We start from the raw sequence: 22,143 nt of genomic DNA, 5'->3' as shown, positions 1-22,143 counted from the left end.
GGGGCCCACCGTCGGCGGCGTGCTGATCGATGCGCTGGGCTGGCAGTCGGTGTTCTGGATCAACCTGCCGGTCTGTGCGCTCGCCCTCGTGCTCACGACCCTGTTCGTGCCGGAGTCGAAATCGACGACGGTGCGCGGTATCGACCCGATCGGCCAGCTGCTCGCCGTCGTGTTCCTGTTCACCACCGTGTTCGGCCTGATCGAGCGGCAGCCGTTGATCTTCGTCGTCGCGGCGATCGCGCTGGCGGCGTTCGTCTACTACGAGTCGCGGCGGGTGGATCCGTTCATCGATCTGCGCTTCTTCCGCAGCGTGCCGTTCTCGTCGGCGACGGTGATCGCCGTCTTCAGCTTCGCTACCCTCGGCGCGTTCCTGTTCACCTGCTCGCTGTATCTGCAGACGGTCCGGCACTATTCGGCCGTGCACACCGGCCTGCTGTATCTGGCGATGGCGGTCGCGATGGTGATCTTCTCCCCGCTGTCGGGCCGGCTCGTCGGCAAGCACGGCACCCGGCCGTCGCTCATCGTGGCCGGGGTCATGATGACCACCGCCGCCGTCCTGCTCAGCACGCTCACCCCGGACACCCCGGTCTGGGCGCTCATCGTGATGTTCGCGATCTTCGGCGTCGGCTTCGGCATGGTGAACGCCCCGATCACCACCACCGCGGTCAGCGGAATGCCGCTGGACCGGGCCGGCGCGGCCGCCTCGGTGGCCTCGACCAGCCGCCAGGTGGGTGTGAGCATCGGCGTGGCGCTCTGCGGTGCGCTGACGGGAGCGGGTCTGTGGTGGGTGATCGCAGTACTGACCGCCGGGGTCGCCATACTCGGTGTGGTCGCGAATACGCCGTGGGCCAAGCGGTCCAGCGACCGCGTCGCCCCGTTACTCGAGCAGAAAGTGCCTGCGCATGTCGGATGACACCCCCACCGCCGACCAGGTGTGGGCCCAACTCACCCGACTCGTGCTCTATGGCCGCGACCCGTGGCGGCGCGCGGCCGTCGAGCGAACGGGATTGCCGTTCAGTCGCATTCGGGTGCTCCGCCGGTTACAGGCCGCGCCGCTGACCGTCAAAGAACTGGCGCACGCCGCGGCGATCGACGCACCGGCGGCCACGGTGGCGGTGAACGATCTCGAGGAGCGCGGGCTCGTGGTGCGCGAGGTGGACCCCACCAACCGGCGCCGGAAACAGGTATCGCTCACCGCGGACGGGCGGGCGATCCTGGCCGAGGCGCTCGCCACTCCGGACCCCGCACCGACCTCGGTCGCCGCGCTGGACGAGGACGAGCTGCGCACCCTGCATGAGATCCTGCGCAAGCTCGAGCACTGAACCGGCACGTAGACGCGTTCAGCCGCGGGAAGACGAACTCCGGCGCGAGGAATCGCCCCAGAGCAGCGAACCCTGTTCAGGCGCTGACGAATTCGCGATCGCCGTACTGTATGCTCGCGGCGTCCCAGTCCCCGCCGATCCCGGCTACGAAGCGCTGCGCCAGCTCCAGATCCGCGACGTCCACCACCAGGATGAGCGTGTTCGTCTCGGTGACCGAGCCGCCGACAAGCCGCTGCCTGGCCACCGGATCGGCGACCAGCCCGTCATGGAATCGCCGCACATCGATGCCGGGAATCGCGACCGTCAACGCGTCGACGTCCGGCGAATTCGGTGCCAGCCGTTGGAAAGTCAGCACCGACTCCTGCTGGAATCGGATGCGCACCTGATCGGCGATCTGCCGCAGATCCGCCGCGCCGACGCAGGCCAGGTGGAATTCGCGGGACCGCTCGTAGGTGGCCTGCTGCCGCTCATCGGACCAGAACACGCCGCTGACCAACGTCGACCCGACCGGTAATCCGATGTGCTGCACCGCGATTCCGTCCACCACCAGCTCGAAGCCGTCGAGCCGCTGCTGCAGCCGGGGATCCTGCGGATCGGTGATCGTCGCGGTGTTGTCGGTCGCGAACAGTTCCGCGGTGGGCTGCAACGGATTTCCCGTCGCACAGGCCGCGGGCCCGGCCGCCGCGGGCCCCGCTCCTCCGACCAGTCCCGCCCCGACGACCACCGTCGCCACCACAGCCATCATCCGTGCCGCGATCATCCCGATCCCTTCGAAGCCAGCGCTCCCGCTATGACGACAGCACCCTATCCCCCGGCTCGCCAGGATCGGAGCGGTTCGGTCCGCTCAGCGAAACACGCCGAGCGGGCGGCGTCCGGTATGACGCTCGCCCGCTCGGTAGCTGTGCGCGGTCAGTTGCGGAAGGCGTCCTTGACCTTCTCGCCCGCGTCCTTCAGGTTGGACTTGAGCTGATCGCCCTTGCCCTCGTTCTCGAGATCCCGGTCATCGGTGGCCTGACCGAACTTTTCCTTCGCCTGACCGGCGAGGTCTTCAGCCTTGTTCTTGGCCTTGTCAGCTGTGCTCACTGTCTAACCCCTTTCGTCGGGCTGGACCGACCCGCTGTTTTCGGCCGGACGATTGGCGGATAACCGCTCTGCGCCGACGCAAACAGCCGCACGCCGATCTCGTGCCCGATGTCCCGCGACTCATGCCTCTGAGCTGGCGGTTCGGGCGTAGAGTTGCCGTTGTCAGCCCGAATCGCAGCGTCGCGTGCCCGCGCGTACTCCGGAGGCACCATGCCCGCACAGGCCACGCCGCACCGCACCGATCACTCGGCGACCAGAATGCTGAACGATATCGTGGTTTCCGTGCTTCTTCCGGCCGCTCGGGGCGACCATGCCCACGGATGATCAGTACGCCGTGGTGGCCCTGACCTCCTCGGCCGGCGGCGTCACCGCGCTGTTCACCGTGCTCGGTGCGCTGCCCGCCGAACTGCCGGTTCCGGTCCTCGTCGTGCAGCACCTGGACCCTCGGCACAAGACCGTGCTCGCCGAATTGCTCGCGCGGCGAACCACTTTGCGCGTGCGGCTGGCACAGGCGGGCGAGTCGATCAGTCCGGGCACCGTCTACATCGCGCCGCCGAATTACCATCTGCTGGTGGAACCGCACGGCGTACTCACCCTGTCGAGCAGTGAGCTCGTCCATTTCGTGCGCCCCTCGGCCGATCTGCTGTTCGAATCGGTCGCGGGGGCCTACGGCGCGAGCGCCATCGCCTGCGTCCTGACCGGATCGGGCAGCGACGGTGCGATGGGGGTCCGTGCCGTCAAATCCCGCGGCGGCACCGTCATCGTGCAGGATCCGGCGAACGCCGAGTTCAAAGGTATGCCCTCGGCCGCCGTGGCCACCGGCGACGCGGATCTCGTGCTGCCGCTCGACGAGATCGCCTCCGTCATCCGCGGCCTGGTGATGGACAACGCTTCATGACCGCGCCCAACGAGGAGACCATGACCGAGCCAAGCGACGAGATCCCCGGCCCCGACCCGGCGCTCGAGGATCTGCTGCTGTTCATCCGCGACTCGCGCGGGTTCGACTTCACCGGCTACAAGCGCACCTCGCTGACCCGGCGCATCCGCAAGCGCATGCAGGAAGTGCAGGTCAGCGAGTACCTCGACTACCGGGATCTGCTGGAGAGCAACGCCGACGAGTTCCGTTCCCTGTTCAACACGATCCTGATCAACGTCACCAGCTTCTTCCGCGATCCGGAGGCGTGGCAATACCTGCAGCGCGAGGTGCTGCCGGAGGTGATCGCGAAGACCCAGCCCGACAGCGAGATCCGGGTGTGGAGCGCAGGCTGCTCCAGCGGCGAGGAAACCTATACGCTGGCCATCGCTTTCGCTGAAGCTCTCGGCCTCGAAGAGTGCGTCAGGCGAGTCAAGCTCTACGGCACCGACGTCGACGAGGAAGCGCTGCGCGAGGCACGGTCGGGCATGTACTCCGCGAAGGCACTGAACCCGCTGCCCGCCGAACTCCGGGATCGGTATTTCGAGCAGAACGGCGATCGGTTCGGCTTCCGGTCGGGCCTGCGCCGCCGGGTGATCTTCGGCCGTCACGACATCACCCGGGACGCGCCGATCTCGCGGCTGGATCTGCTGGTGTGCCGAAACACGTTGATGTACTTCAATGCCGAGGCGCAGTCGCAGATCCTGGATCGTTTCCGCTTCGCGCTGCGCGACGGTGGATTCCTGTTCCTGGGCAAGGCCGAGCTGTTGCTGTCCGAGGGCGACCGGTTCGGCGTGGCGAACATGCGGCAGCGGATCTTCCGGCGCCAAGGCGGCGATGCCAAGCCCGCACGCCAGACGAACACCGCCCGGCTCGATCTCGACCACACTGCGGAGGTGCACGGACTGACGAAGAAGCGCCAGCTCAGTGAGCTCGCCCTGGACGCTGCACCGTACAGCGTGCTCGGTCTCGACGCCGAAGGCCGGGTGACCATTCTGAACAACCAGGTGCGCAGCCAATTCGCACTGACCACGCACGACATCGGCCGACCGCTGAGCGAGCTGGAGATCTCCTACCGCCCAGTCGAATTGCGCTCGCTGATCGAGCAGGCGAAGGCCGAGCGCCGCAACATCAGGGTCACCTCGGCCGAGCGCAAACTCGGCCCGGACCAGGTGCAATATTTCGAGGTGCACGTCCAACCGCTCTGGGCCGCCGACGGTTCCGACGTCGGCGTGGTGATCAATTTCATCGACACGACGATGCATACCCGCCTGTCCCTGGAAGTGAAGGTGAAGCGGGAGGAGCTGGAGACCGCCTACGAGGAACTCCAGTCCACCAACGAAGAACTCGAAACCACCAACGAAGAACTCCAGTCCAGCATCGAGGAGCTGGAGACCACCAACGAAGAACTGCAATCGACCAACGAAGAACTCGAAACCACCAACGAAGAACTCCAGTCGGGTAACGAGGAACTCGAGACCATGAACGAGGAGATGCGGATCCGCACCGACGAACTGGACGAGACCCGCACCTTTCTGGAGGGCGTGCTGTCCAGTGTCGCCGCCTGCGTGGTGGTGTTGGACGATCAGATGCGGGTGCGCAGCTGGAATCGCGGCGCGGAGGACATGTGGGGGCTGCGTGCGGAAGAGGTGCAGCAGCAGGTGTTCTTCACCCTGGACTTCGGCTTGCCGACCCAGCGGCTGCACGAGAGCATCCAGCGCTGCCTGAAAACCGCGCAGCGCGACGGCCCCGTGGAGATCGCGGCGATCAACCGCATCGGCCGTTCCATCATCTGCGCGGTGACCTGCTCCCCGCTGGAGGGCAACCCGGACGGCGTGGTTCTGCTGGTGGAGGAGGTCTCGCAGGAAACCGGTGGTGTCAGCGGCAATTGACTCCGTGGGCGGGGCCGCGACGTACCCTGTTCACGTGCGGTCGTACTCGGAGGCCTACCGCGAACTCGCCCAGGTATGGCGGGAACACCGGGCAGAGCAGGTTCGGGCGGAACGGTCCGGCGCGATCGCGGCGAAATACGAGTCTGCGCTCGATAAGCCCCCACCGTCGATGCAGCCGTTCCGGCAGCGCATGGCCGAATTGCACCGCCAGATCGAGGCCCGCCACCTGGCGTGCGCCCGCCTGCACCGACTGCACGCGCTGCGCCTGCAGCGGTGGTACTTCGGCGATCGCGCAGATCTGCGCCCGGTGTTCATGGCCGCGGTCGCGGTGCTGCTGGGGATGGACAGCGCGGCGGTCACCGTGGTCGGTCACGCCGGTGACGAACTGCTGGTCGCGACCTCCGACGGCACCGCACGCGCCGCCCATGATCTCGAACTCGTGGTCGGCGAGGGTCCGGGACACGAGGTACTGGCGGGCACGCGACTGGTCGCCGCCGACGCCACCGAGCTGACCACCCGGTGGCCGCAATACGGTCCGGCGCTGACCGAACTCGGCGTGCGCTCGGTGGTCGCGGTCCCGCTGGTCCCCTCGCAGGTGATCGGCGCCCTGTGCCTGTTCACCGACCAGACCGTGCTGCACACCGAAATAAGCTCTGCCGCAGTGAAAGTGGCCGATGCCCTGGCCAACACCGTACTGCTCACCACGTCCGGAACAGCTCCGGACGGGAGCCCGCGCGGCATCCTGTTCGATGAGGCCGACTATCTGCCCGCGCTGCACCAAGCGGTCGGCATGGTCGCCGTGCAGTGCACTTGCGATCTCGATGCCGCCCTGGCCCTGCTGCGCGCCCGCGCGTTCACCGAGAACGTCACCGTCACCGAGATCGCGCGCCGCGTACTACAGGACGGATACCAGTTATGTTGACCGTCGAGGTGTTCCATGGCTGACGACCTCGCGATCGGCATGTCCGAACTGACCACGCTGCTGTTGACCCGCGGCGATGTCGCCGAATCACTCTGCGCGGTAGCCGATATCGTCGCCCGGATGCTGCCCGACTCGCTGCTGGTCGGCGTCACCCTCGCCCGCGCACAGGGCGCCGTCGTCGGTGGTTCGACCGACGCCCATCCGATGCTTCTCGAAGAATCCCGGCTCGGCGACGGCCACGATCCGAGCACCGAGGCCATCGACACCGTGCAACAGGTTTCGATCCCCGACGTGACCCAGGAGCGCCGGTGGGGCGCCTACCCCAGCCGCATGCTGGCGCACGGAGTGAAATCGGTTCATGTGCAACCCGTTTCGTCGGTCGGCGCGGCGCTCGGCGCCCTGTCGCTGTACTCGAATCACCCGCACACCTTCACCGCGGAGCTGCGCCAGGACGCGGCACTGACCGCCGAGCACATCGGCGTGCTGCTCGCCGTCGGCATCGACACCGCCCGGCAGGCCGCGCTGACCGATCAGCTCCGGGCGGCACTGGCCTCGCGGTCCACCATCGACCAGGCACTCGGCATCCTCATGGCCGAGAATCGGTGCACTCGCGACGCGGCCTTCGGGCTGTTGCGGGACCGGTCCCAGCGCAGCAATGTCCGGGTCGCGGACCTGGCGGCCGAGATCATCGAGGCGGTCACCGGCCGGGCGCCGGGGCCGGTGCACTTCGCCGAGCCCCAGCCACAGCGGCAGCGGCAGCCACAGCCCCAGCCCCAGCCCCAGCCCCAGCCCCAGCGGCAGCGTCGCTGATTGCGTCACTGCCGCAGCACATTTCACAATTCGGCGCACGGTGCATCGAACCCGCGCCGCGGGCACTACCGCCGAGTACAATTGGACCCGTCCTCCCGAGTCCCGAAGCGCGGCTCCGGATCAGCCACTCGACGCACGGGGGAAGGATGGACCGCGCAGCACGGCACGGCGACCACAGCGGCCGCCGCCCGCATCAGCCCTCACTGTTTCTCGACCGGCGCGACGCGGGTCGACGCCTCGCCTATCAACTGCAAGCGTTCCGCGGTCCCGATGTCGTCACGCTCGGCGTCCCGCGCGGTGGCCTGGCGGTGGCGTACGAGGTCGCGGCGGCACTGCGCCTTCCGCTGGACACGGTCGTCGTCAACAAACTGCGGGTGCCCTACCGGCCCGACCTCACCTTCGGGGCGGTCGCCGAGAACGACACGCAGCTGATCGACGAGGTCGTCGTGCGCAGCGCCATGTTGACGACCGCGGAGATCACCGCCGCCGAACGGCACGGACGCGACCGGCTACAACGGCTGTGTCAGCGGTTCCGCACGCGCGGCGGGCAGGCGGAGGTGCACGGTCGCACCGCCCTGGTGGTCGACGACGGCGTCCGCACCGGCATCACCGCGCGCACCGCCTGTCAGTCGGCGTATCGGCGCGGCGCGGTCCGCGTCGTCCTCGCCGTCCCGGTCGCACCCCATCGGATCGCGCGCACCCTGTACTACTACGCCGACAAGGTCGTCTGCCTGGAAACGCCCGCTCAGGTCCGGCCCGTCGGTCAGTCCTACCAGCACTTCGACCCGATCACCGACCACGAGGTGGACACCCTGCTCCGCGGGGACACCGCAGCCGGCCGCATGCCCCCGCACAACCATCAGGCGGGTCACGGCACGACAGCGGAGCGGCAATCCACCGAATAGCTGCCGTTCGGGGTAGCCCACGGCGCGGGTGCCGGGTCCAGGGTGGCAGTCCGGAAACGTGCCGAAGTTCCTGGCCGAGACCCCCGATGGGTATACGATTCTGCGGTCGGTGGAACAGTCCAACGGGCGTGCTGGCCATCGCTTCTTCGAGCACGTGGGTCGACTCGCGTGGGGACGGACCGGAGGCGGCATTGTCCGAAGTGTCGATTGGTACGTTGGCTGCGGACAGCAACTCCAACGGTGTCAGCGAAGGCCTGCTCTCCGAGCTGGTCGAACATCTGCGGCAGAACCGCACCGTGCTGCGCGAGGAATGGGCGCGCCGGATCACCGAAGCGCAACTGCTCACCGCGATGACGCCGGACGAGATGTTCTCCGAGGCGACCTCCGTCTACGACAACTACGTCGCCGTCCTCGAAACCGGCTCGGTCGAGGCCCTGCAGGACTATGCCCGCGATCTGTCCGAGCGCATCATCCCGAGAGGCGTCGAAACCGACGAGGTCCTCGGCATCGTGCTGCTGCTGCGTGACGTGCTGGCCCGCTCGCTGTTCGAGAAGTACCAGACCGACTTCCAACTGCTCAACGCGGTGCTCGACGCCTACGAACCGGCCGCCAACCGCATCGCCAACACCGTGGGCGTGTCCTTCGTCGAGGAACGTGAACGCATCATCCGCCAGCAGCAGGAGGCGATCCGCGAGCTGTCCACCCCGGTACTCCAGGTGCGTGAACAGCTGCTGATCCTGCCGATCATCGGCGTGCTCGACAGCCAGCGCGCCCGCCAGCTCACCGAACAGTTGCTGCGCGCGATTCGCTCCAATCGCGCCAAGGTCGTCGTGATCGATATCACCGGTGTGCCGCAGATCGACTCCACCGTGGCCAACCACCTGGTGCAGACCGTGGACGCGTCCGGCCTGATGGGCGCCAGCGTGATCATCACCGGCCTGTCCTCGGAGATCGCGCTCACCCTGGTCACCATCGGTTTGGACCTGTCCAAGATGAACGCGGTCGGCGACTTGCAGGGCGGGATCGAAGAGGCCGAGCGACTGCTCGGCTACGAGGTCAGCCGCACCGGCGACACCAGCAGGCGACCGGAGGCCTGACTCCGTTTCACCGATCTTGCCGGTTGGGTTGCTGTGGCGCGGGTATCGCCAGCAGTGACGCGACGAGAGGCGGTGCACAGATGAAGGTGGTTTCCGAGACGTCGACACCGTGGCAGACCTCGGTGCTCGCGCACCGGGTTTCGCTCGAATTGGCTGCTGAACTGCGCGAATTGGGGATGCTGCGCGCCCTCACCGACACCGTGTGCATGATGGCCGACATCACCCTGGACGCGATTCCCGATATCCGGCTGGTGGTCAGTGAAGCGGCGACCGCGATGATGCTGGAGGCGCGGCCGGGTAGCCCGCTGCGCTGTGAGTTCGATTACACCAGACGCAGATTCAGCGCGCGGATCGCCGTGACGGCGACGCGCGACGCCGCGGACCGGCGCGACCCGTTGAGCTGGCAGTTGGTGCAGCTGCTCACCGATTCGGCCGAATCGACCCGCGGCCCTTTTGACCCGGTCGCCGGTGGGTATCCGACCGTCATCGAATTCAGTTGGGAGCGAGGAACATCCGATGCAACGTGAGTTCACCGAGGCTGAGGCCGGCCGCGCACCGCGCACACACTCCCGCGGCGACAGCTACGACAACATCGAGCCCTGGTTCGAGAAGCTGACCGCGCTCGACGCAGACGACCCGCACCGCAGCGAACTACGCGAAGAAGTCATGCAGCGGTGCCTGCCGCTGGCCGAGCACATCGCGCGCAAGTTCGCCGGGCGCGGTGAGAGCTTCGACGATCTGCACCAGATCGCCCGGGTGGGTTTGGTGCTCGCGGTGGACCGCTTCGATGTTTCGCGCGGCAGTTCGTTCCTCTCCTTCGCGGTTCCGACGATCATGGGCGAGGTGCGCAGGCACTTCCGGGACAACACCTGGGCGGTGCGAGTTCCCCGTCGGCTCAAGGAGATTCAGCAGCAGATCGGACCGGCCACCGAACTGCTGTCGAACCGGCTCGGCCGGGTGCCGACGGCGCGGGAGATCGCCGCCGAGTTGTCCCTCGACGTCGGCACGGTGACCCAGGCGTTGATCGCGAGCAACGGCTATCAGACCAGGTCGCTGGATGCCGTGGTGCGCGAGGACAGCGAGAACGCGCCGCTGCCCACCGCCGCCGGGCTCGGCGCCGACGAACCGTGCTACCGGCTGCTGGAGGAGTCGATGACGGTGCGTCCGCTGATCGCCGCGCTACCCGAGCGCGAGCGCCGGGTGCTGATCATGCGCTTCTTCGAATCGCTCACCCAGGCACAGATCGCCGAACGGCTCGGTGTCTCGCAGATGCAGGTGTCACGCATTCTGTCCAAAACTCTCGATACCCTCCGCGAGCAGGCCCTCGCGCCGGAGCGATCAGTGGACGTGGCCTGACTGCCTGATTCGATCAGGCGACGTGCCCGGGCTTCAGATCGGCGACGGCGCGGTAGCGTAACGCTTCTTTCCCGGTGGGCGGGGCGGCGGCCGCCGTCGGCTCGACGACCATGCCGACGTGATCGCCCAGGTCGTGCCGGGCCAGGATGCGGCCGGTGAACCACCCCGCCGCCGCGTCCAGGATCGGCACCTCGGCCGGGCCCGGCTGCCACTTGCAGTGCGCGAACTTGTTGATGTCGTCACCGGTCTCCGCGCCGAAAAGCGCGGCCAGCGAAGATTGTTCCCGGCTGAGCAGATGCACGGCGAGCTGCTCGGCCTGCGCCGCGACGCCGTAGGTGAAGTTCGTCTTCGAGATACCGACGAGGAAGCGCGGCGGATCGATGCTCACCTGCGAGGTGAAGCCGACCAGACACCCGGCGTTGCGTCCACCCGCGTGCGTGGTGACGACGAACACCGGATAGTCCGCGGCCGCGATCACCGCATCGAACGCGCTTCGATCTGCTGTGGCATTGTCCGACATGGTCCTCACGCTCGGATCGGCCGCAGCCGAGCCGCGCGGGCGACCGGCACGGCTCGGGACCACGGCGAGTGGGCAGTCCAAGACCACAGTACGAGACCGCGCGGACTCGGGTCAGCCGGTCACGCTCGGCTGCCCGTTCTCGATGTGCCCGCGGAAATGGCGTTGATAGGCCGGGTCGATGTCCACCGTCAGCGACAGGTCGTACCAGCCCTTGCCGTAGGTCAGCGCGTTCCAGGTGTCGACGGTGGTTTTCCCCGGCGCGAGCTGATAGGTCCACGGACCGTCGGTGCGGTAGCCGTTCGCCTGCACGGTGACGGTCGCCGCCGTCTTGCCCTTGTTCGTCATCGACAGCTGCAACTTGTAGTCGGGGGTGTAGGCGGCGCTCACCTCCAGCGGCGAGGTCGAGGTGCCGGCCAGCCGCCAGAGGAACCGGTTGGGTCCGTGCACCGCGACGCCGTATTTCTTGTCGGGATAGGCCGGAACGTTCCAGGTGTCGGTGACCGTCGTCCCCGCTTTCACGTCGTAGCGCCACGGGCCGTCGGTGCGGCCGTCGGCCCGATAGGCGGCCAACTGCAGATCCGCGGTGCCGGTGTTGCGGAACGCGGTGACGAGCGCGCCCTCAGGGGTGAGGGTGCCGTTGACCGCGGGTGCGTACGGCAGCGGGCGGGCCGGACGGGTGCCCGATTCCTGAGTCGGTGGGCGCTGACCGCCGGACGGCGGCGGTGCGGGAGCGGGCAGCGTGCGCTGGGTGGCATCGGCCTGGGCGCGCAACGCGGTGGCGTCGGGCAGCATCGGGATGGTCGTATCGGTCTTGCCGAAATCGAAACACCCGGTGAGATCGCCGCAGATCGAGCGCCGCCAGGCCGAGATGTTCGGCTCGTTCACCCCGGTCCATTTCTCCAGAAACCGGATCACCGAGGTGTGGTCGTACACCTGCGAATTCACCCAGCCGCCGCGGCTCCAGGGCGAAATGACCAGCATCGGCACCCGCGGGCCGAGGCCGATGGGCGCCCCGTTGACGTATTCGCCCGGGGTGTTCGGCGGCGCCATCGGCGGCGGCACATGGTCGAAGAAGCCGTCGTTCTCGTCGAAGTTGATCAGCACGGCGGTCGAGTTCCACAGCGACTGGTTGGCCCACAACGCTTTCAACACCGCCGAGGTGTACGCGGCGCCGTCGACCGGACGCGCCGCCGGATGCTCGGAGTAGCCGTACGGTGCGACGACCCAGGACACCTGCGGGAGCCTGTTGGCTTTACAGTCGGCCAGGAAGTCGGCGAGCACGTGCTCGACGTTCTTGCCCTGCCCGGAATCCGGCTTCCAGTTCCGTGCGCCGAAAACCTTTGCCCGCGAAGCGAGTTCGGCCTTGTTCGGATCGTGATAGGCGTCGAACAGCCACAGCGGGTTGTCGCCGTAGTCGCCGACGAACGGGTGGCCGGAATCGTCGCCCACCTCGTCGTTGGCGTAGACCTTCCAGCTGATGCCCTGGTCCAGCAGGCGTTCCGGATAGGTCGTCCAGCGGTAGACGGGACGGTAGTCGGCGGGGTTGCTGATCGCGGGTCCGCCGTTCTGACCGGCCGGATCGATGGTTCCGGTCCAGTGGTAGAGCCGATTGGGCGTGGTCGGCCCGAGCACCGAACAGTAATAGTGGTCGCAGACCGTGTAGGCGTCGGCGAGCGCGCGATGGAACGGGATGTCGTCGGCGGTGAAGTAGCTCATCGCCATCTCCCCCTTCGCCGCGATCCAGCCGTCGCTCCACCCACCGCGCACCGCGCGATGCTGATCGTCCCAGCCGTGCGGCAGATCGCCCAGGTCTTGACCGTCGACCACCTTGGTGTCCACATGGAACGGCAACAGGTAGCCACCGTCGGTGCGGCCCGCATCGGGCTGGTGATAGATGTCGCGCCCGTCCGGCCCGGCCACGACCGAGGCGTCACCGAGGCCGCGCACACCGCGCATCGTGCCGAAATAGTGGTCGAACGAGCGGTTCTCCTGCATCAGGATCACGACGTGCTCGACGTCGCCGAGGGTGCCCTTCCGGTTCGGTGCGGCCAGGGCCTCCATCATGCCCGGTGGAAATGCCTGCAAACCGCCGGCCAACGCGGCGGCGCCCAATGTGCCGCCGAGGAAACGGCGTCTGGGAAAACCTGAATCCGACTGTGACACAACATTCCTCTCGATCAAACATGGGACCGGTGCGCGGGCAAAGGATGTTCGTCTACCGATGAGCTGATCGGCAGGTTGTCAGGCGCGAAAGAATGGCCCGTGAACATACCGTTACACGCAGCGAATGAGCGGAGGAAAAAAATGCGGCGGACACCGTCGGAGTTGGCCGCCGACATATGAGGGAAGAATTGTACGAATAGATGGAATCCGGTCCGATGATACGGATCCGGCACAGCGCACATTTTACCGTGGACCATGATTCCGCGCGGTTGATTCGCGCCGGAGCACATGCGAAGCTTTGGCCGACGGGGGTGCCGTAGTGTGGTTGTAGCGCTGGACGTTTGCCGCGCTACCGCTTATACGAGGACATGGCAACGAGCCGCATCACGGAAATCGCTGCTGATGAGGGCAATCGTCGGAAAATACGGCCAAGGAGCCCTCCGTCCGTCGCGCGGATGAGTAGGTCATCCGATGATAGGCGATCTGCCGCGCCACCGCAGATCAACTGGCAGACAAGCACATCGGAATCGCCCGGACATGACAGTTTCGATAGATGAACCTATGGTCCGGTGGCGTGTCCGCCGCCCGGGGGCCGGTCGTCGGAACTGGCGGTTTCCGGCGATCAGGGCTCTTCTCGGCCAATGAACACCATTCACTAAATAGCGCAAGTGCGCCATTCCGTGACGCGCCCGAACATCGCGATTGTATGAACGTTTGGACACCGTATCGTTGCCGTCTTGCTGCGAATGTGAAATATTGCTGTCCGCGCTACAAAGTCACCGTCTGCCCCGGCACAGCGCCGTGGCTCCTGCACCGATTCGTCCCGCCATCAGCGCTTCGGATCGACAGTGGCGGTGCGGAATTGCTACGGAATGTGATCTCGGCTTCGACGCAGGAGTACCGCCGTGAGTGAACACAGGTTGAACGTGGACAACGACGATACGAGAGTGGGGGTCACCGACGTAGTCGTAGAGATCCCCATCGAGTCCATAGACATCGGCGGCGCGCTGCGGGTACGGGCCGAGGACTCCGCGCACACGCAGGTGCTCGCGCAAACGGAGACCGAGCTGCCGCCGATTCTGGTGCATCGCGGCACGATGCGGCTCATCGACGGCGCTCATCGCCTACAGGCCGCAAAACTGAAGGGCGCCAGAGTTATCCGGGTGCGGTTCTTCGACGGCACGGAGGAGGAGGCATTCGTGCTCGCGGTGCAGGCCAACATCGCGCACGGACTGCCGCTGTCGGTGATCGACCGCAAGGCCGCTTCGCTGCGGATCATGCGGATGTATCCACTGTGGTCGGATCGGAAGGTAGCCGAAGTGGCCGGGCTCGACCACAAGACGGTCGGCGCGGTGCGCAGACAATCGTCTGGGGATGTTCCCCAGACCGGACAGCGACTAGGCCGGGACGGCCGGATGCGCCGGGTGCGCCGCGCCGACGGAAACCGGCAGCGCCGCACCGAACCCTGTGACAGCCCCGCCGGCACGCACCGCCCCGCCGAGCCGGCCGCGGCGCCGCGGGTGTGCCCCGCGTCGGTGTTGCAGAGCCTGCGCCGCGATCCGTCGTTGCGGCTCACCGAAACCGGGCGCACGCTACTGCGCTGGCTCGACGCCAGCCCGCGCACGCCGACCCAGTCCCTCGATCTGGCCGACCGGATCCCGGAGCACTGCCTGAATCTCATCCACGACATGGCCAGGCAGAACGCCGCGAATTGGCAGGATTTCGCCACGCGGATCGGCGATCGGTTGCAGTGCAAGTGAAGAGCGGCCCGATCGCGTAATCCCGGGCGGGACTTGCGAATCGAGCCTTGCATCCGGCGGTCTTGCGAGACGGGTGCTTCGGTACCGTGATCTCGTCGTTGCCGAGGTGAGTGGCGTTGGCACGCAACGCGAATGCCACCCACTTCGGCAGATGGGATTGCGGCACCGGAGACCGGCGCACGGCAACCTGCCGGCGTCTCGCTGTGCCACGATTCTTTCGTATTTCCCGGAATTCGTGCCGAGCCATTTATCGAATGGCTCCCCAGTTATTCCCCACTCGAATGACCACCTCGAATGTGGTTCTACTTGAGTATGAATTCCCGGCATCCCGGCGGCACCGAGCTGGCCACCGTGCCCAAGACGGTGCTGACCGACCACCAGGGCATCGTCACACAGGTGGTGCCGGACACCCCGCTGCCGCCACCCCCGGGTGTACCGGCCGAGGCCACCGCCATCGCGGCGGCGTGGGCGGACAGCATCCGGCAGCTCTTCGGCGCCGGGTCGGTCGGGGTACTCGTGGTCGACGCGGTTTTCGCGATCGGTGCGGGCGCCACCGTCCGGCTGCGACAGGAGATCGACTCGATCCGGGTCTACGGCGCCTCGGTCGCACAGTCCCTCGACGCCGCCGGCGCGCTGCTCTCGGTGACCGGAGCCTTGGCCCAGCAGTCGCGCGGGGCCTTCCCGCCGGGTGCGGCGGCACCGACGCCCGACGCCGCGCGCACCGCCCGGCAGGCGCTGGCGAGCCGCGCGAACGCACCGGTGGAGCAGTTCACCGCGAGCACCGTGCTCCCCGTCTGGTACGACCCGAAGCTGGCCGCCCAGGACGCCGCCCCGAGCGTGGCCGTCCCCGCCTACCTGGTCGAGGTCAACGGCGACGGGCACGGTAGGCAACCCGAACTCTGGGTGGTGTTCGTCGACGCGACCGACACCGGCCGGGTGCTCGACAGCTGGAGCGAGACCAAGCACTTCGACCACCACTGAATCACCTCGTCCGGCAATCCCTCCTCTACCGAAATGGTCGTGCCCCATGCGAATTCGACAACTATCGGGTGAGTACCGCCCGATCCCCGCGGTCCTGCGTTCCCGTCCCGCGGTCGTGTCCGTGGCGGCCATCGCGGCCGTCCTCGTGGCAGGGGCACCCGCGTCGGCCGATCCCGCCCCGGCGGCGCCCGGCGCAGCGGCCGCTGCCGCAGGGACGCCGGGATCGGACGGCCTGGGCGATCCGTACTACCCGAAGGACGGCAACGGCGGGTACGACGCGACCAACTACGACGTCGCCATCGACTACAACCCGTCGAGTCATCGATTGGTGGGCAAGACCCAAGTCACCGCCAAGGCCACTCAGGAGCTGTCCGCGTTCAACCTCGATTTCGCCGGTCCCGCAGTCGGTTCCGTCACCGTCAACGGTCAAACCGCCGGCTTCAAGCGGGCAGGCGAGCACGAACTGGTCGTGACACCGAAAGCGGCGCTGCCGGTAGGGCAGTCGTTCACGGTGGTGGTCGACTACGCGGGCACCGCACCGGATACCAAGGGCAACGGCTGGACCTACTCGCCGAGTGGGGGCGCCTTCGCCGCGGGCGAACCGCATTCCGCGACCACCTGGTTCCCGCTGAACGACACCCCGCTGGACAAGTCCACCATCACCGTGCGCGCCACCGTGCCGACCGGCTGGGACGTGGCCTCGAACGGGCTGCGCACCTCGGACACGCCCGCCGGCGCGGGCAAGCACACCGTCACCTGGCAGGCGAAGGACCCGATCATCGGGTACCTGACCACGATCGCCATCGAGAAGTTCACCCGGCTCAGCCAGAACCTTTCGGGCAGAACGCCGTTGGAGAGCTTCTTCGCGCCGTCGGCAAAGAACAAGCAGGACCTGGAGAAGAAGCTGCCCGCGGTGCTCGGTTTCGCCGAACAGCTCTACGGGCCGTACCCGTTCGAATCCGGGGGCGGTATCTACGTGGACACCAACCTGCAGTTCTCGCTGGAGACCCAGACCCGGCCGATCTACGCGCCGTGGACCGACCTGAACACGGTGGTCCACGAGAACGCCCACCAGTGGTGGGGTGATTCGGTATCGATCAAGGACTGGCGCGACGTCTGCTTGAACGAGTGCTTCGCCAGCTACACCGCCGACATCCTGTGGCCGGAACGGATCGACCACCGCAACGCCGATCAGCTCTACCGTAGGGCGCTCGCCAGTGCCGATCAGCAGAACGTCTGGGCGACACCGCTGTACGACCCCGGCAAGGGCCGGGAGTTCACCACCGTGTACACCCGCGGCCCGCTGTTCCTGCACGCGCTGCGCCGCGCCATCGGCGACGATGTCTTCTTCACCGCCGTCCGCGATTTCGCGCAGAGCCATCGGCACGGCAACGCGTCCATCCCGGAACTCCGCCAGTTCGTCCAGTCCCGGACACAGAAGGATCTGACCGGGTTCTTCGACGCCTGGCTGAACGGGAAAAAGCGGCCTGCCGCCGAATATCTCTACCCGGGCAGCCTCGGCAGCCAGGGTCTGCAAGAGAGCCCCGAAGCGCCCGATCCTGCCGGGGATCGGCCCTTCGGACTCGGGGACCGGAAGTGACACTGCCCTAACCGCCGGCTGTCACCCCAACCCCGAAAAGGCAGGCCAGAGTGGGAGATTCCCACTCTGGCCTGCTGGCCGTGCCGGGTCAGCCAGTAGTGATGCCGGTCGAGAACTTCACCACGACTTTGTCATTGGTGACCTCCTGCACCGTGGCGCTCAAGCCGTCGGCCGGCTGGGTCTCACCGAGCGGCACGCTCGTCTCCTGACCCGCGACGCGCAGGGTGACCGTATTGCCGTTGACGGCAACCAGTTCCGCGTCGACGCCGAGAATGCTGGCCTTGGCGTTCACGCCGCGCGCGAACGTCACGGTGCAGCCGGAGGGTTTGCATTCGGTCTTGGTGCCCGGCCCCTCCGCGGTGCAGGCGGCCACGCCGAACGGGGCGAGCAGAGCGAACATGGACACCGCGAGCAGCTGTCGTACAGGCACGCCGCCAGTGTAGGACGTACAGATCACCGACCGGCCGCGATATCCGCGCGGAGTTTGCCGAGGCCGGCGCGTTCGGCGAGCAGCCGATCGATGCCCGCGTCCAGTTGCCTGCTGCGTTCGTCGAGTTGAGCCAGCACCGCGGCACGGTCGGCGTCGGTCGCGGTCTGCGGTGCGGTGCAGGCGATATGGATCAGCTCGGCGGCCTCGGCCAGCGACAGACCCGAACCGAGCAGGCAGCGGATATCGTGCACGGTCTTGATGTCCTCGGGCCGGTAGCGCCGATAGCCGTTGGGGTCACGGTCGGGGGTCAGGACGCCGGCGTTCTCGTAGTGCCGCAGCATGCGCGGACTCGCACCGGTGGCTTCGGCCAGATCGCTGATCCGCACCCGACTCACTCCTTGACATTGACGTTGATGTCATACTTTACCTTCGCCGTATGACGAACGCATCGAGCCGACCGAACGTCCTGCTCGTGGTCGCGCACCCCGACCACGATTCGGCCACCTGGACCATCACCCGCGCCGTCGAGCAAGGCATACAGGCCGAGGGAACCACCGATGCCGTGACGCACGATCTGACGGCGACCGGCTTCGATCCGGTCTTCACCGCGGCCGATCTCGCGGTGCATCGACTCCGCGGCGAGGTCCCCGACGACGTGCGCCGCGAACAAGAGCTGATCGAATCCGCGGACGTCGTCGCGCTGTTGTTCCCGGTGTACTGGTGGTCCCTGCCCGCCCTGGCGAAGGGCTGGATCGATCGCGTGTTCAGCCGCCGCTGGGCTTACGAGAACCCCGCGACCGAAAGCGGCAGCGCCGTCGACGAATTGCACTTCCTCGCGATCGCGGGCGTAGGCGAAGGCACCTACGAACGCCGCGGCTACCGGGAGGCGGCGGAACTGCAACTGCGCCACGGCATCGCCGGATACTCGCAGATCGCCACGTCCACACTGCAATTCCTCTACGGCAGCGAAACCGACGACCCGCAGACCCACCAGGAACTCGCGGCACAGGGCTACAAACTCGGTGCCGACCTCGCCCACCGGGCCCGATCAGCGTTCGACCTGAAGCTGAAATGAGTTGCGGGCGTACGCACCTAGCCGTGTAGTCGCACGGGTAGGGCTTCGAGGCCGCGGATGAGCAGGCTGGGTTGCCAGCGGAGTTCGGACTCGTCGACGGCCAGCTTCATGTTCGGGAATCGTTGCAGCAGAGCGGTGAACGCGATCTCCGCCTCGAGTCGAGCCAGGGGCGCGCCGACACAGAAGTGGATGCCGTGGCCGAAAGCCAGGTGTCCGGCCGTCTCGCCGGTCACGTCCACCTGTTCGGGGTCGGCGAACCGGGCCGGATCCCGGTTCGCGGCGTTGAGCGAGACATACACGAATTCGCCCGCGGGGATCTCGGTGTCGCCGACGACCATCGGTTCGGCGGTGTAGCGCACCGTGGCCCAGTCGACCGGACCCTCGAACCGGAGGAACTCCTCCACCGCCGCCGGTATCCCCGCCGGGTCGGTGCGCAACGCGTGGAACTGGGATTCGTTGCGCAGCAACGAGTAGGTGCCGTTGCTGATGAGGTTCACGGTGGTCTCGTGGCCTGCGATCAGCAGCAGGAAGACCATGGAAACCACTTCTTCGTCGGACATCTGGTCGCCGTCGGCCCGGGTCTGCACCAGACCGGAGAGCAGGTCCTCGCCCGGGTCGGCGCGCTTGGCCTGCGCCAGCTCGTGCAGGTACGGCGCGATCTCGGCGGCACAGCGCCGGCGTTCCTCGAGCGCTCCGATCGCGCCGACCAGAACCTTTGTCCAGTACTGGAAGGTCTCCCGATCCGCGAACGGCACGCCGAGCAGTTCACAGATCACCGTGACCGGCAGCGGCGTCGCGAACACCGCCAGCAGATCGACCTCGTCCTGGTCGGCCATCTCGTCCAGCAACGCGGCGGTGATCTGCTCGAGCCAGGGCCGCATCGCGGCCACTCGCCGCCCGGTGAAGGTCTTGTTCACCATCTTGCGCAGGCGCGTGTGGTCGGGCGGATCGGAGTTCAGCATGTGCGAACTCAGCATGAGCAGATCGCCGTTCAGCGTGAAATCGGGTGTCTTGCGGCGCTGCACCTCGACGACACCGGCCAGGCCCTTGTGCAGCCGCGTGTCGGCCAGCGCGGCGCGCGCCTCGGCATACCGGACGATCAGCCACACCGGCATTCCGGTCGGAAAACGCACCTTGACCACCGGTCCCTGCTCCCGCCAGCGCTGGTAGTAGGTGTGCGGATCGGCGTAGAAATCCGCGCCGATGACCTCGATCCGGTCCTGCGCCTCGATATCGACCATGATGCCTCCCCACTCCGCGAACCGGTCCGGCCGAGCCCGATGGGGCTACCGGCCTGCCCCACCACAACCACCGTACCGATCCCCCGCCCGCGCCGATTGCGTTGTCGGTCAGCCGATTGCGACGCGAGGCACCGGACCTGGCCCGTCAGCGCACGGCGCGTTGCGATCTTGTCCGGGTTCGCCGCGCTCAGACCTCGGCGGCCGCGGTTTCGATCAGGTCGACGACGGCCTGCGGCTGGGACAACGCGATCGCGTGACTGCCTGGGCTTTCCACGACGGTCGCCTTCATCCGAGCGGCCATCTCCCGCTGCCCGGCGGGCGGGATCATCCGATCGTCCGCGGCGACGAGGGACCAGCTCGGCAAGGTCTTCCAGGCCGGCTCGGCGGACTTGTCGGTGAACGAGGCCACCGCGATCGGGCGCTGCCCGGCGGCCAGGATCGCCGCCTCGCCGGCGGGCAGATCCTGCGCGAAGAACTCGCCGAACTTGTCCGGCGCGATGCTCAGCTCGGGCGCGCTGCCCCTGCCGTCGGGCAGCGGATACTCGTGCGGCGCCGTAATTTTGGTGGCCGGTCCGCCGAAACGGCCGTCGAGTTCGCCGAGGCTCTCCCCTTGATCCGGAGCGAACGCCGCGATGTAGACCAGGCCCGCCGCCTTGGGCGAACCCGTTGCGGCATTGGTGATCACGGCGCCACCGTAGGAGTGGCCGACCACGATGGTCTTGCCCGGCATGCTGTCCAGGATGCCGCGGATGTAGCCGGCGTCGTAGGTGAGTCCGCGCAGCGGCACGGCGGCCGAGGTCACCTGGTAGCCGTCGCGCTGGAGCCGTTCGGCCACCTTCGCCCAGCTGGACCCGTCGGCGAACGCCCCGTGCACGAGCAGCACCGCCGGCTTGACCGCCGGGGTCTCGGCAGGCGCCTTGTCGTCGGCAGCTGCCGAACAAGCTGTCACCGCCAGGCTCGACACGACTGCCATGGTGATCAGCACGGTGCGGCCGAACCCGGACCACTGACGTATGTAACTCATTCTCGGACTTGCCTTTCTGCTGAATCCCTTGGTCGAGTTACCGAATTGCCTGCCGCGGCGCAGTACAGCGGCGACATCACGGTGTCTCGGCACCCGGCACAGATGATGCAGACGTGAACTCACCACCCACTGAACGGTTCCTGAACGAGCTGTTCAGCGGCACAGTGAACATCCTCGCGACCGCGGCCTGCCCCGCGACGGACGGGTGGTCGAGCACCGTGCGCCACGTCAGAGTTCGCGTTCCGGGACCCCGTCCAGCGCTGGCGGGCGACCGAAGAAGCACTTCGCGAATCCAGTTCAGCCCATGGGGGTTGTCCATCGGGAGCGCTAGGCTGCGAGCAGTGCAGGCACTGCTGTTCCTCGACGTCGACGGACCGCTGATTCCGTTCGGCGCGGCCGACGGGCCGGCTCGTCGGGCGCTTTCCGACGCGAATCCCTTACTCGCACGGCTCGATCCCGAACTCGGGCCGCTCCTGGCCGCGCTGCCCTGCCGACTGGTGTGGGCCACCACCTGGATGCACGAGGCGAACACCACGCTGAGCCCGATCCTCGGCCTGCCGGAACTCGCGGTGCTGGAGTGGCCGACAGCTCCGGACGATCGAGTAGACCAATGGTTCGGATTACATTGGAAGACCCGCGCTTTGGTCGACTGGGCGGCCGGACGACCGTTCATCTGGGTCGACGACGAGATCACCGACAGTGACCGGGACTGGGTGTCGGCGGAATACCGCGGCAGCGCGTTGCTGCACCGCGTCGATCCACGGAACGGATTGCAGCGCAGTGACTTCGAGGTATTCGGTGTGTGGTTCGACGCGCACCCGGACTGATCGGCGGCTTGGCTCTGTCTCGAAGTCCCATCCGGCGCCTGCCCAGTTCGGTATACCTGCCGCGGGAGTTACCGGGATAGTGCTGAGCACGTCGTGTGCCGTACCCGGCTTTAGGCGCAGGTCAGGTGCGCGGGGTGAGGTTCCGGCGTGGTCATCTGGCTGTGGTTGCGTCTCGAGCGGCTTGGGAAAAAGAGGACGGTTGGGGTAGCGGACCGGTTGGTC

23 protein-coding genes are annotated in these 22,143 nt (G+C 67.2%); 15 read left to right on the top strand and 8 right to left on the bottom strand.

Annotation, left to right across the window (positions count from 1 at the left end):
• Together NVU01S_RS41370 and NVU01S_RS41365 are read left to right on the top strand one after the other, a co-directional pair.
• A partial coding sequence (locus NVU01S_RS41370; RefSeq protein ID WP_063048257.1) for an MFS transporter occupies positions 1 to 913 on the top strand: 913 nt, incomplete at its 5' end.
• On the top strand, positions 903 to 1,322 hold the full coding sequence (locus NVU01S_RS41365) for a MarR family winged helix-turn-helix transcriptional regulator (RefSeq protein ID WP_043682681.1): 420 nt from the start codon (positions 903 to 905) through the stop codon (positions 1,320 to 1,322). The genes NVU01S_RS41370 and NVU01S_RS41365, both read left to right, overlap by 11 nt.
• Before the next feature lie 76 nt (positions 1,323 to 1,398).
• Here NVU01S_RS41365 and NVU01S_RS41360 read toward each other — a convergent pair whose 3' ends face one another.
• Positions 1,399 to 2,082 (bottom strand): hypothetical protein, encoded by a 684-nt coding sequence (locus NVU01S_RS41360; RefSeq protein ID WP_082032483.1) that lies wholly within the window; start codon positions 2,080 to 2,082, stop codon positions 1,399 to 1,401.
• Between the two features lie 149 nt (positions 2,083 to 2,231).
• Entirely contained in the window at positions 2,232 to 2,405 is a 174-nt protein-coding gene (locus tag NVU01S_RS41355) for a CsbD family protein (protein ID WP_042259629.1), read from the bottom strand.
• Between the two features lie 310 nt (positions 2,406 to 2,715).
• Here NVU01S_RS41355 and NVU01S_RS41350 point away from each other — a divergent pair, with 310 nt between their 5' ends.
• The 8 genes from NVU01S_RS41350 to NVU01S_RS41315 all read left to right on the top strand — a co-directional run bounded on the left by NVU01S_RS41350 (position 2,716) and on the right by NVU01S_RS41315 (position 10,300).
• On the top strand, positions 2,716 to 3,303 hold the full coding sequence (locus NVU01S_RS41350) for a chemotaxis protein CheB (RefSeq protein WP_043682685.1): 588 nt from the start codon (positions 2,716 to 2,718) through the stop codon (positions 3,301 to 3,303).
• A 20-nt stretch (positions 3,304 to 3,323) separates the two neighbouring features.
• Positions 3,324 to 5,210, top strand: coding sequence for a CheR family methyltransferase (locus NVU01S_RS41345; RefSeq protein WP_043682722.1), 1,887 nt, complete (start codon positions 3,324 to 3,326; stop codon positions 5,208 to 5,210).
• A 34-nt stretch (positions 5,211 to 5,244) separates the two neighbouring features.
• The gene (locus NVU01S_RS41340; protein WP_052281430.1) at positions 5,245 to 6,132 is read left to right on the top strand and encodes a GAF domain-containing protein; all 888 of its coding nucleotides are present in this window, start codon (positions 5,245 to 5,247) and stop codon (positions 6,130 to 6,132) included.
• 15 nt (positions 6,133 to 6,147) lie between these two features.
• Positions 6,148 to 6,942, top strand: coding sequence for a GAF and ANTAR domain-containing protein (locus tag NVU01S_RS41335; protein WP_043682688.1), 795 nt, complete (start codon positions 6,148 to 6,150; stop codon positions 6,940 to 6,942).
• A gap of 146 nt (positions 6,943 to 7,088) precedes the next feature.
• Positions 7,089 to 7,847, top strand: a complete 759-nt coding sequence (locus NVU01S_RS41330) for a phosphoribosyltransferase (RefSeq protein ID WP_063048256.1) — start codon at positions 7,089 to 7,091, stop codon at positions 7,845 to 7,847.
• Positions 7,848 to 8,038: 191 nt separating this feature from the next.
• Entirely contained in the window at positions 8,039 to 8,944 is a 906-nt protein-coding gene (locus NVU01S_RS41325; RefSeq protein ID WP_052281431.1) for an STAS domain-containing protein, read from the top strand.
• Between the two features lie 80 nt (positions 8,945 to 9,024).
• Positions 9,025 to 9,471, top strand: coding sequence for an ATP-binding protein (locus NVU01S_RS41320; protein ID WP_052281432.1), 447 nt, complete (start codon positions 9,025 to 9,027; stop codon positions 9,469 to 9,471).
• A complete protein-coding gene (locus tag NVU01S_RS41315; RefSeq protein WP_043682691.1) occupies positions 9,461 to 10,300 on the top strand; it encodes an RNA polymerase sigma factor SigF in 840 nt (279 codons plus the stop codon). The genes NVU01S_RS41320 and NVU01S_RS41315 overlap by 11 nt, the downstream gene beginning before the upstream one ends.
• A 13-nt stretch (positions 10,301 to 10,313) precedes the next feature.
• Here NVU01S_RS41315 and NVU01S_RS41310 read toward each other — a convergent pair whose 3' ends face one another.
• Positions 10,314 to 10,820 carry a flavin reductase family protein gene (locus NVU01S_RS41310; RefSeq protein WP_043682695.1) on the bottom strand — a complete coding sequence of 169 codons (507 nt, stop codon included), beginning with the start codon at positions 10,818 to 10,820 and terminating at the stop codon, positions 10,314 to 10,316.
• A gap of 111 nt (positions 10,821 to 10,931) precedes the next feature.
• A complete protein-coding gene (locus tag NVU01S_RS41305) occupies positions 10,932 to 12,983 on the bottom strand; it encodes a phosphocholine-specific phospholipase C (protein WP_082032484.1) in 2,052 nt (683 codons plus the stop codon).
• A gap of 905 nt (positions 12,984 to 13,888) precedes the next feature.
• Between NVU01S_RS41305 and NVU01S_RS41300 the strand changes: the two genes are divergently transcribed.
• The 3 genes from NVU01S_RS41300 to NVU01S_RS41290 all read left to right on the top strand — a co-directional run bounded on the left by NVU01S_RS41300 (position 13,889) and on the right by NVU01S_RS41290 (position 17,324).
• On the top strand, positions 13,889 to 14,743 hold the full coding sequence (locus NVU01S_RS41300; protein ID WP_201773697.1) for a ParB/RepB/Spo0J family partition protein: 855 nt from the start codon (positions 13,889 to 13,891) through the stop codon (positions 14,741 to 14,743).
• Between the two features lie 306 nt (positions 14,744 to 15,049).
• Positions 15,050 to 15,724: a hypothetical protein gene (locus tag NVU01S_RS41295; RefSeq protein ID WP_156162001.1), complete on the top strand. Its 675-nt coding sequence runs from the start codon at positions 15,050 to 15,052 to the stop codon at positions 15,722 to 15,724.
• Positions 15,725 to 15,770: 46 nt separating this feature from the next.
• Positions 15,771 to 17,324: a M1 family metallopeptidase gene (locus NVU01S_RS41290; RefSeq protein ID WP_043682706.1), complete on the top strand. Its 1,554-nt coding sequence runs from the start codon at positions 15,771 to 15,773 to the stop codon at positions 17,322 to 17,324.
• Positions 17,325 to 17,412: 88 nt separating this feature from the next.
• On the opposite strand, the gene NVU01S_RS41285 is transcribed toward NVU01S_RS41290, so the two are convergent.
• Together NVU01S_RS41285 and NVU01S_RS41280 are read right to left on the bottom strand one after the other, a co-directional pair.
• A complete protein-coding gene (locus tag NVU01S_RS41285; protein ID WP_043682741.1) occupies positions 17,413 to 17,754 on the bottom strand; it encodes a hypothetical protein in 342 nt (113 codons plus the stop codon).
• 23 nt (positions 17,755 to 17,777) lie between these two features.
• Entirely contained in the window at positions 17,778 to 18,140 is a 363-nt protein-coding gene (locus NVU01S_RS41280) for a MerR family transcriptional regulator (RefSeq protein ID WP_043682709.1), read from the bottom strand.
• A gap of 50 nt (positions 18,141 to 18,190) precedes the next feature.
• Between NVU01S_RS41280 and NVU01S_RS41275 the strand changes: the two genes are divergently transcribed.
• Positions 18,191 to 18,829 (top strand): NAD(P)H-dependent oxidoreductase, encoded by a 639-nt coding sequence (locus NVU01S_RS41275; RefSeq protein WP_043682711.1) that lies wholly within the window; start codon positions 18,191 to 18,193, stop codon positions 18,827 to 18,829.
• Positions 18,830 to 18,846: 17 nt separating this feature from the next.
• On the opposite strand, the gene NVU01S_RS41270 is transcribed toward NVU01S_RS41275, so the two are convergent.
• Together NVU01S_RS41270 and NVU01S_RS41265 are read right to left on the bottom strand one after the other, a co-directional pair.
• Positions 18,847 to 20,070 carry a cytochrome P450 family protein gene (locus NVU01S_RS41270; RefSeq protein ID WP_043682713.1) on the bottom strand — a complete coding sequence of 408 codons (1,224 nt, stop codon included), beginning with the start codon at positions 20,068 to 20,070 and terminating at the stop codon, positions 18,847 to 18,849.
• Positions 20,071 to 20,257: 187 nt separating this feature from the next.
• Positions 20,258 to 21,094, bottom strand: coding sequence for an alpha/beta fold hydrolase (locus NVU01S_RS41265; RefSeq protein WP_063776080.1), 837 nt, complete (start codon positions 21,092 to 21,094; stop codon positions 20,258 to 20,260).
• Positions 21,095 to 21,435: 341 nt separating this feature from the next.
• Between NVU01S_RS41265 and NVU01S_RS41260 the strand changes: the two genes are divergently transcribed.
• Complete coding sequence (locus NVU01S_RS41260; protein ID WP_082032486.1) at positions 21,436 to 21,921, top strand: HAD domain-containing protein; 486 nt, start codon at positions 21,436 to 21,438, stop codon at positions 21,919 to 21,921.
• The last annotated feature ends 222 nt before the right edge of the window (positions 21,922 to 22,143 follow it).

The sequence above is a fragment of the Nocardia vulneris genome (assembly GCF_001613425.1).
In the GTDB taxonomy this organism is placed as follows: Bacteria; Actinomycetota; Actinomycetes; order Mycobacteriales; family Mycobacteriaceae; genus Nocardia; species Nocardia vulneris.
Note: the sequence above shows the minus strand (reverse complement) of the source record. Positions and strands in the feature narration are given on the sequence as shown.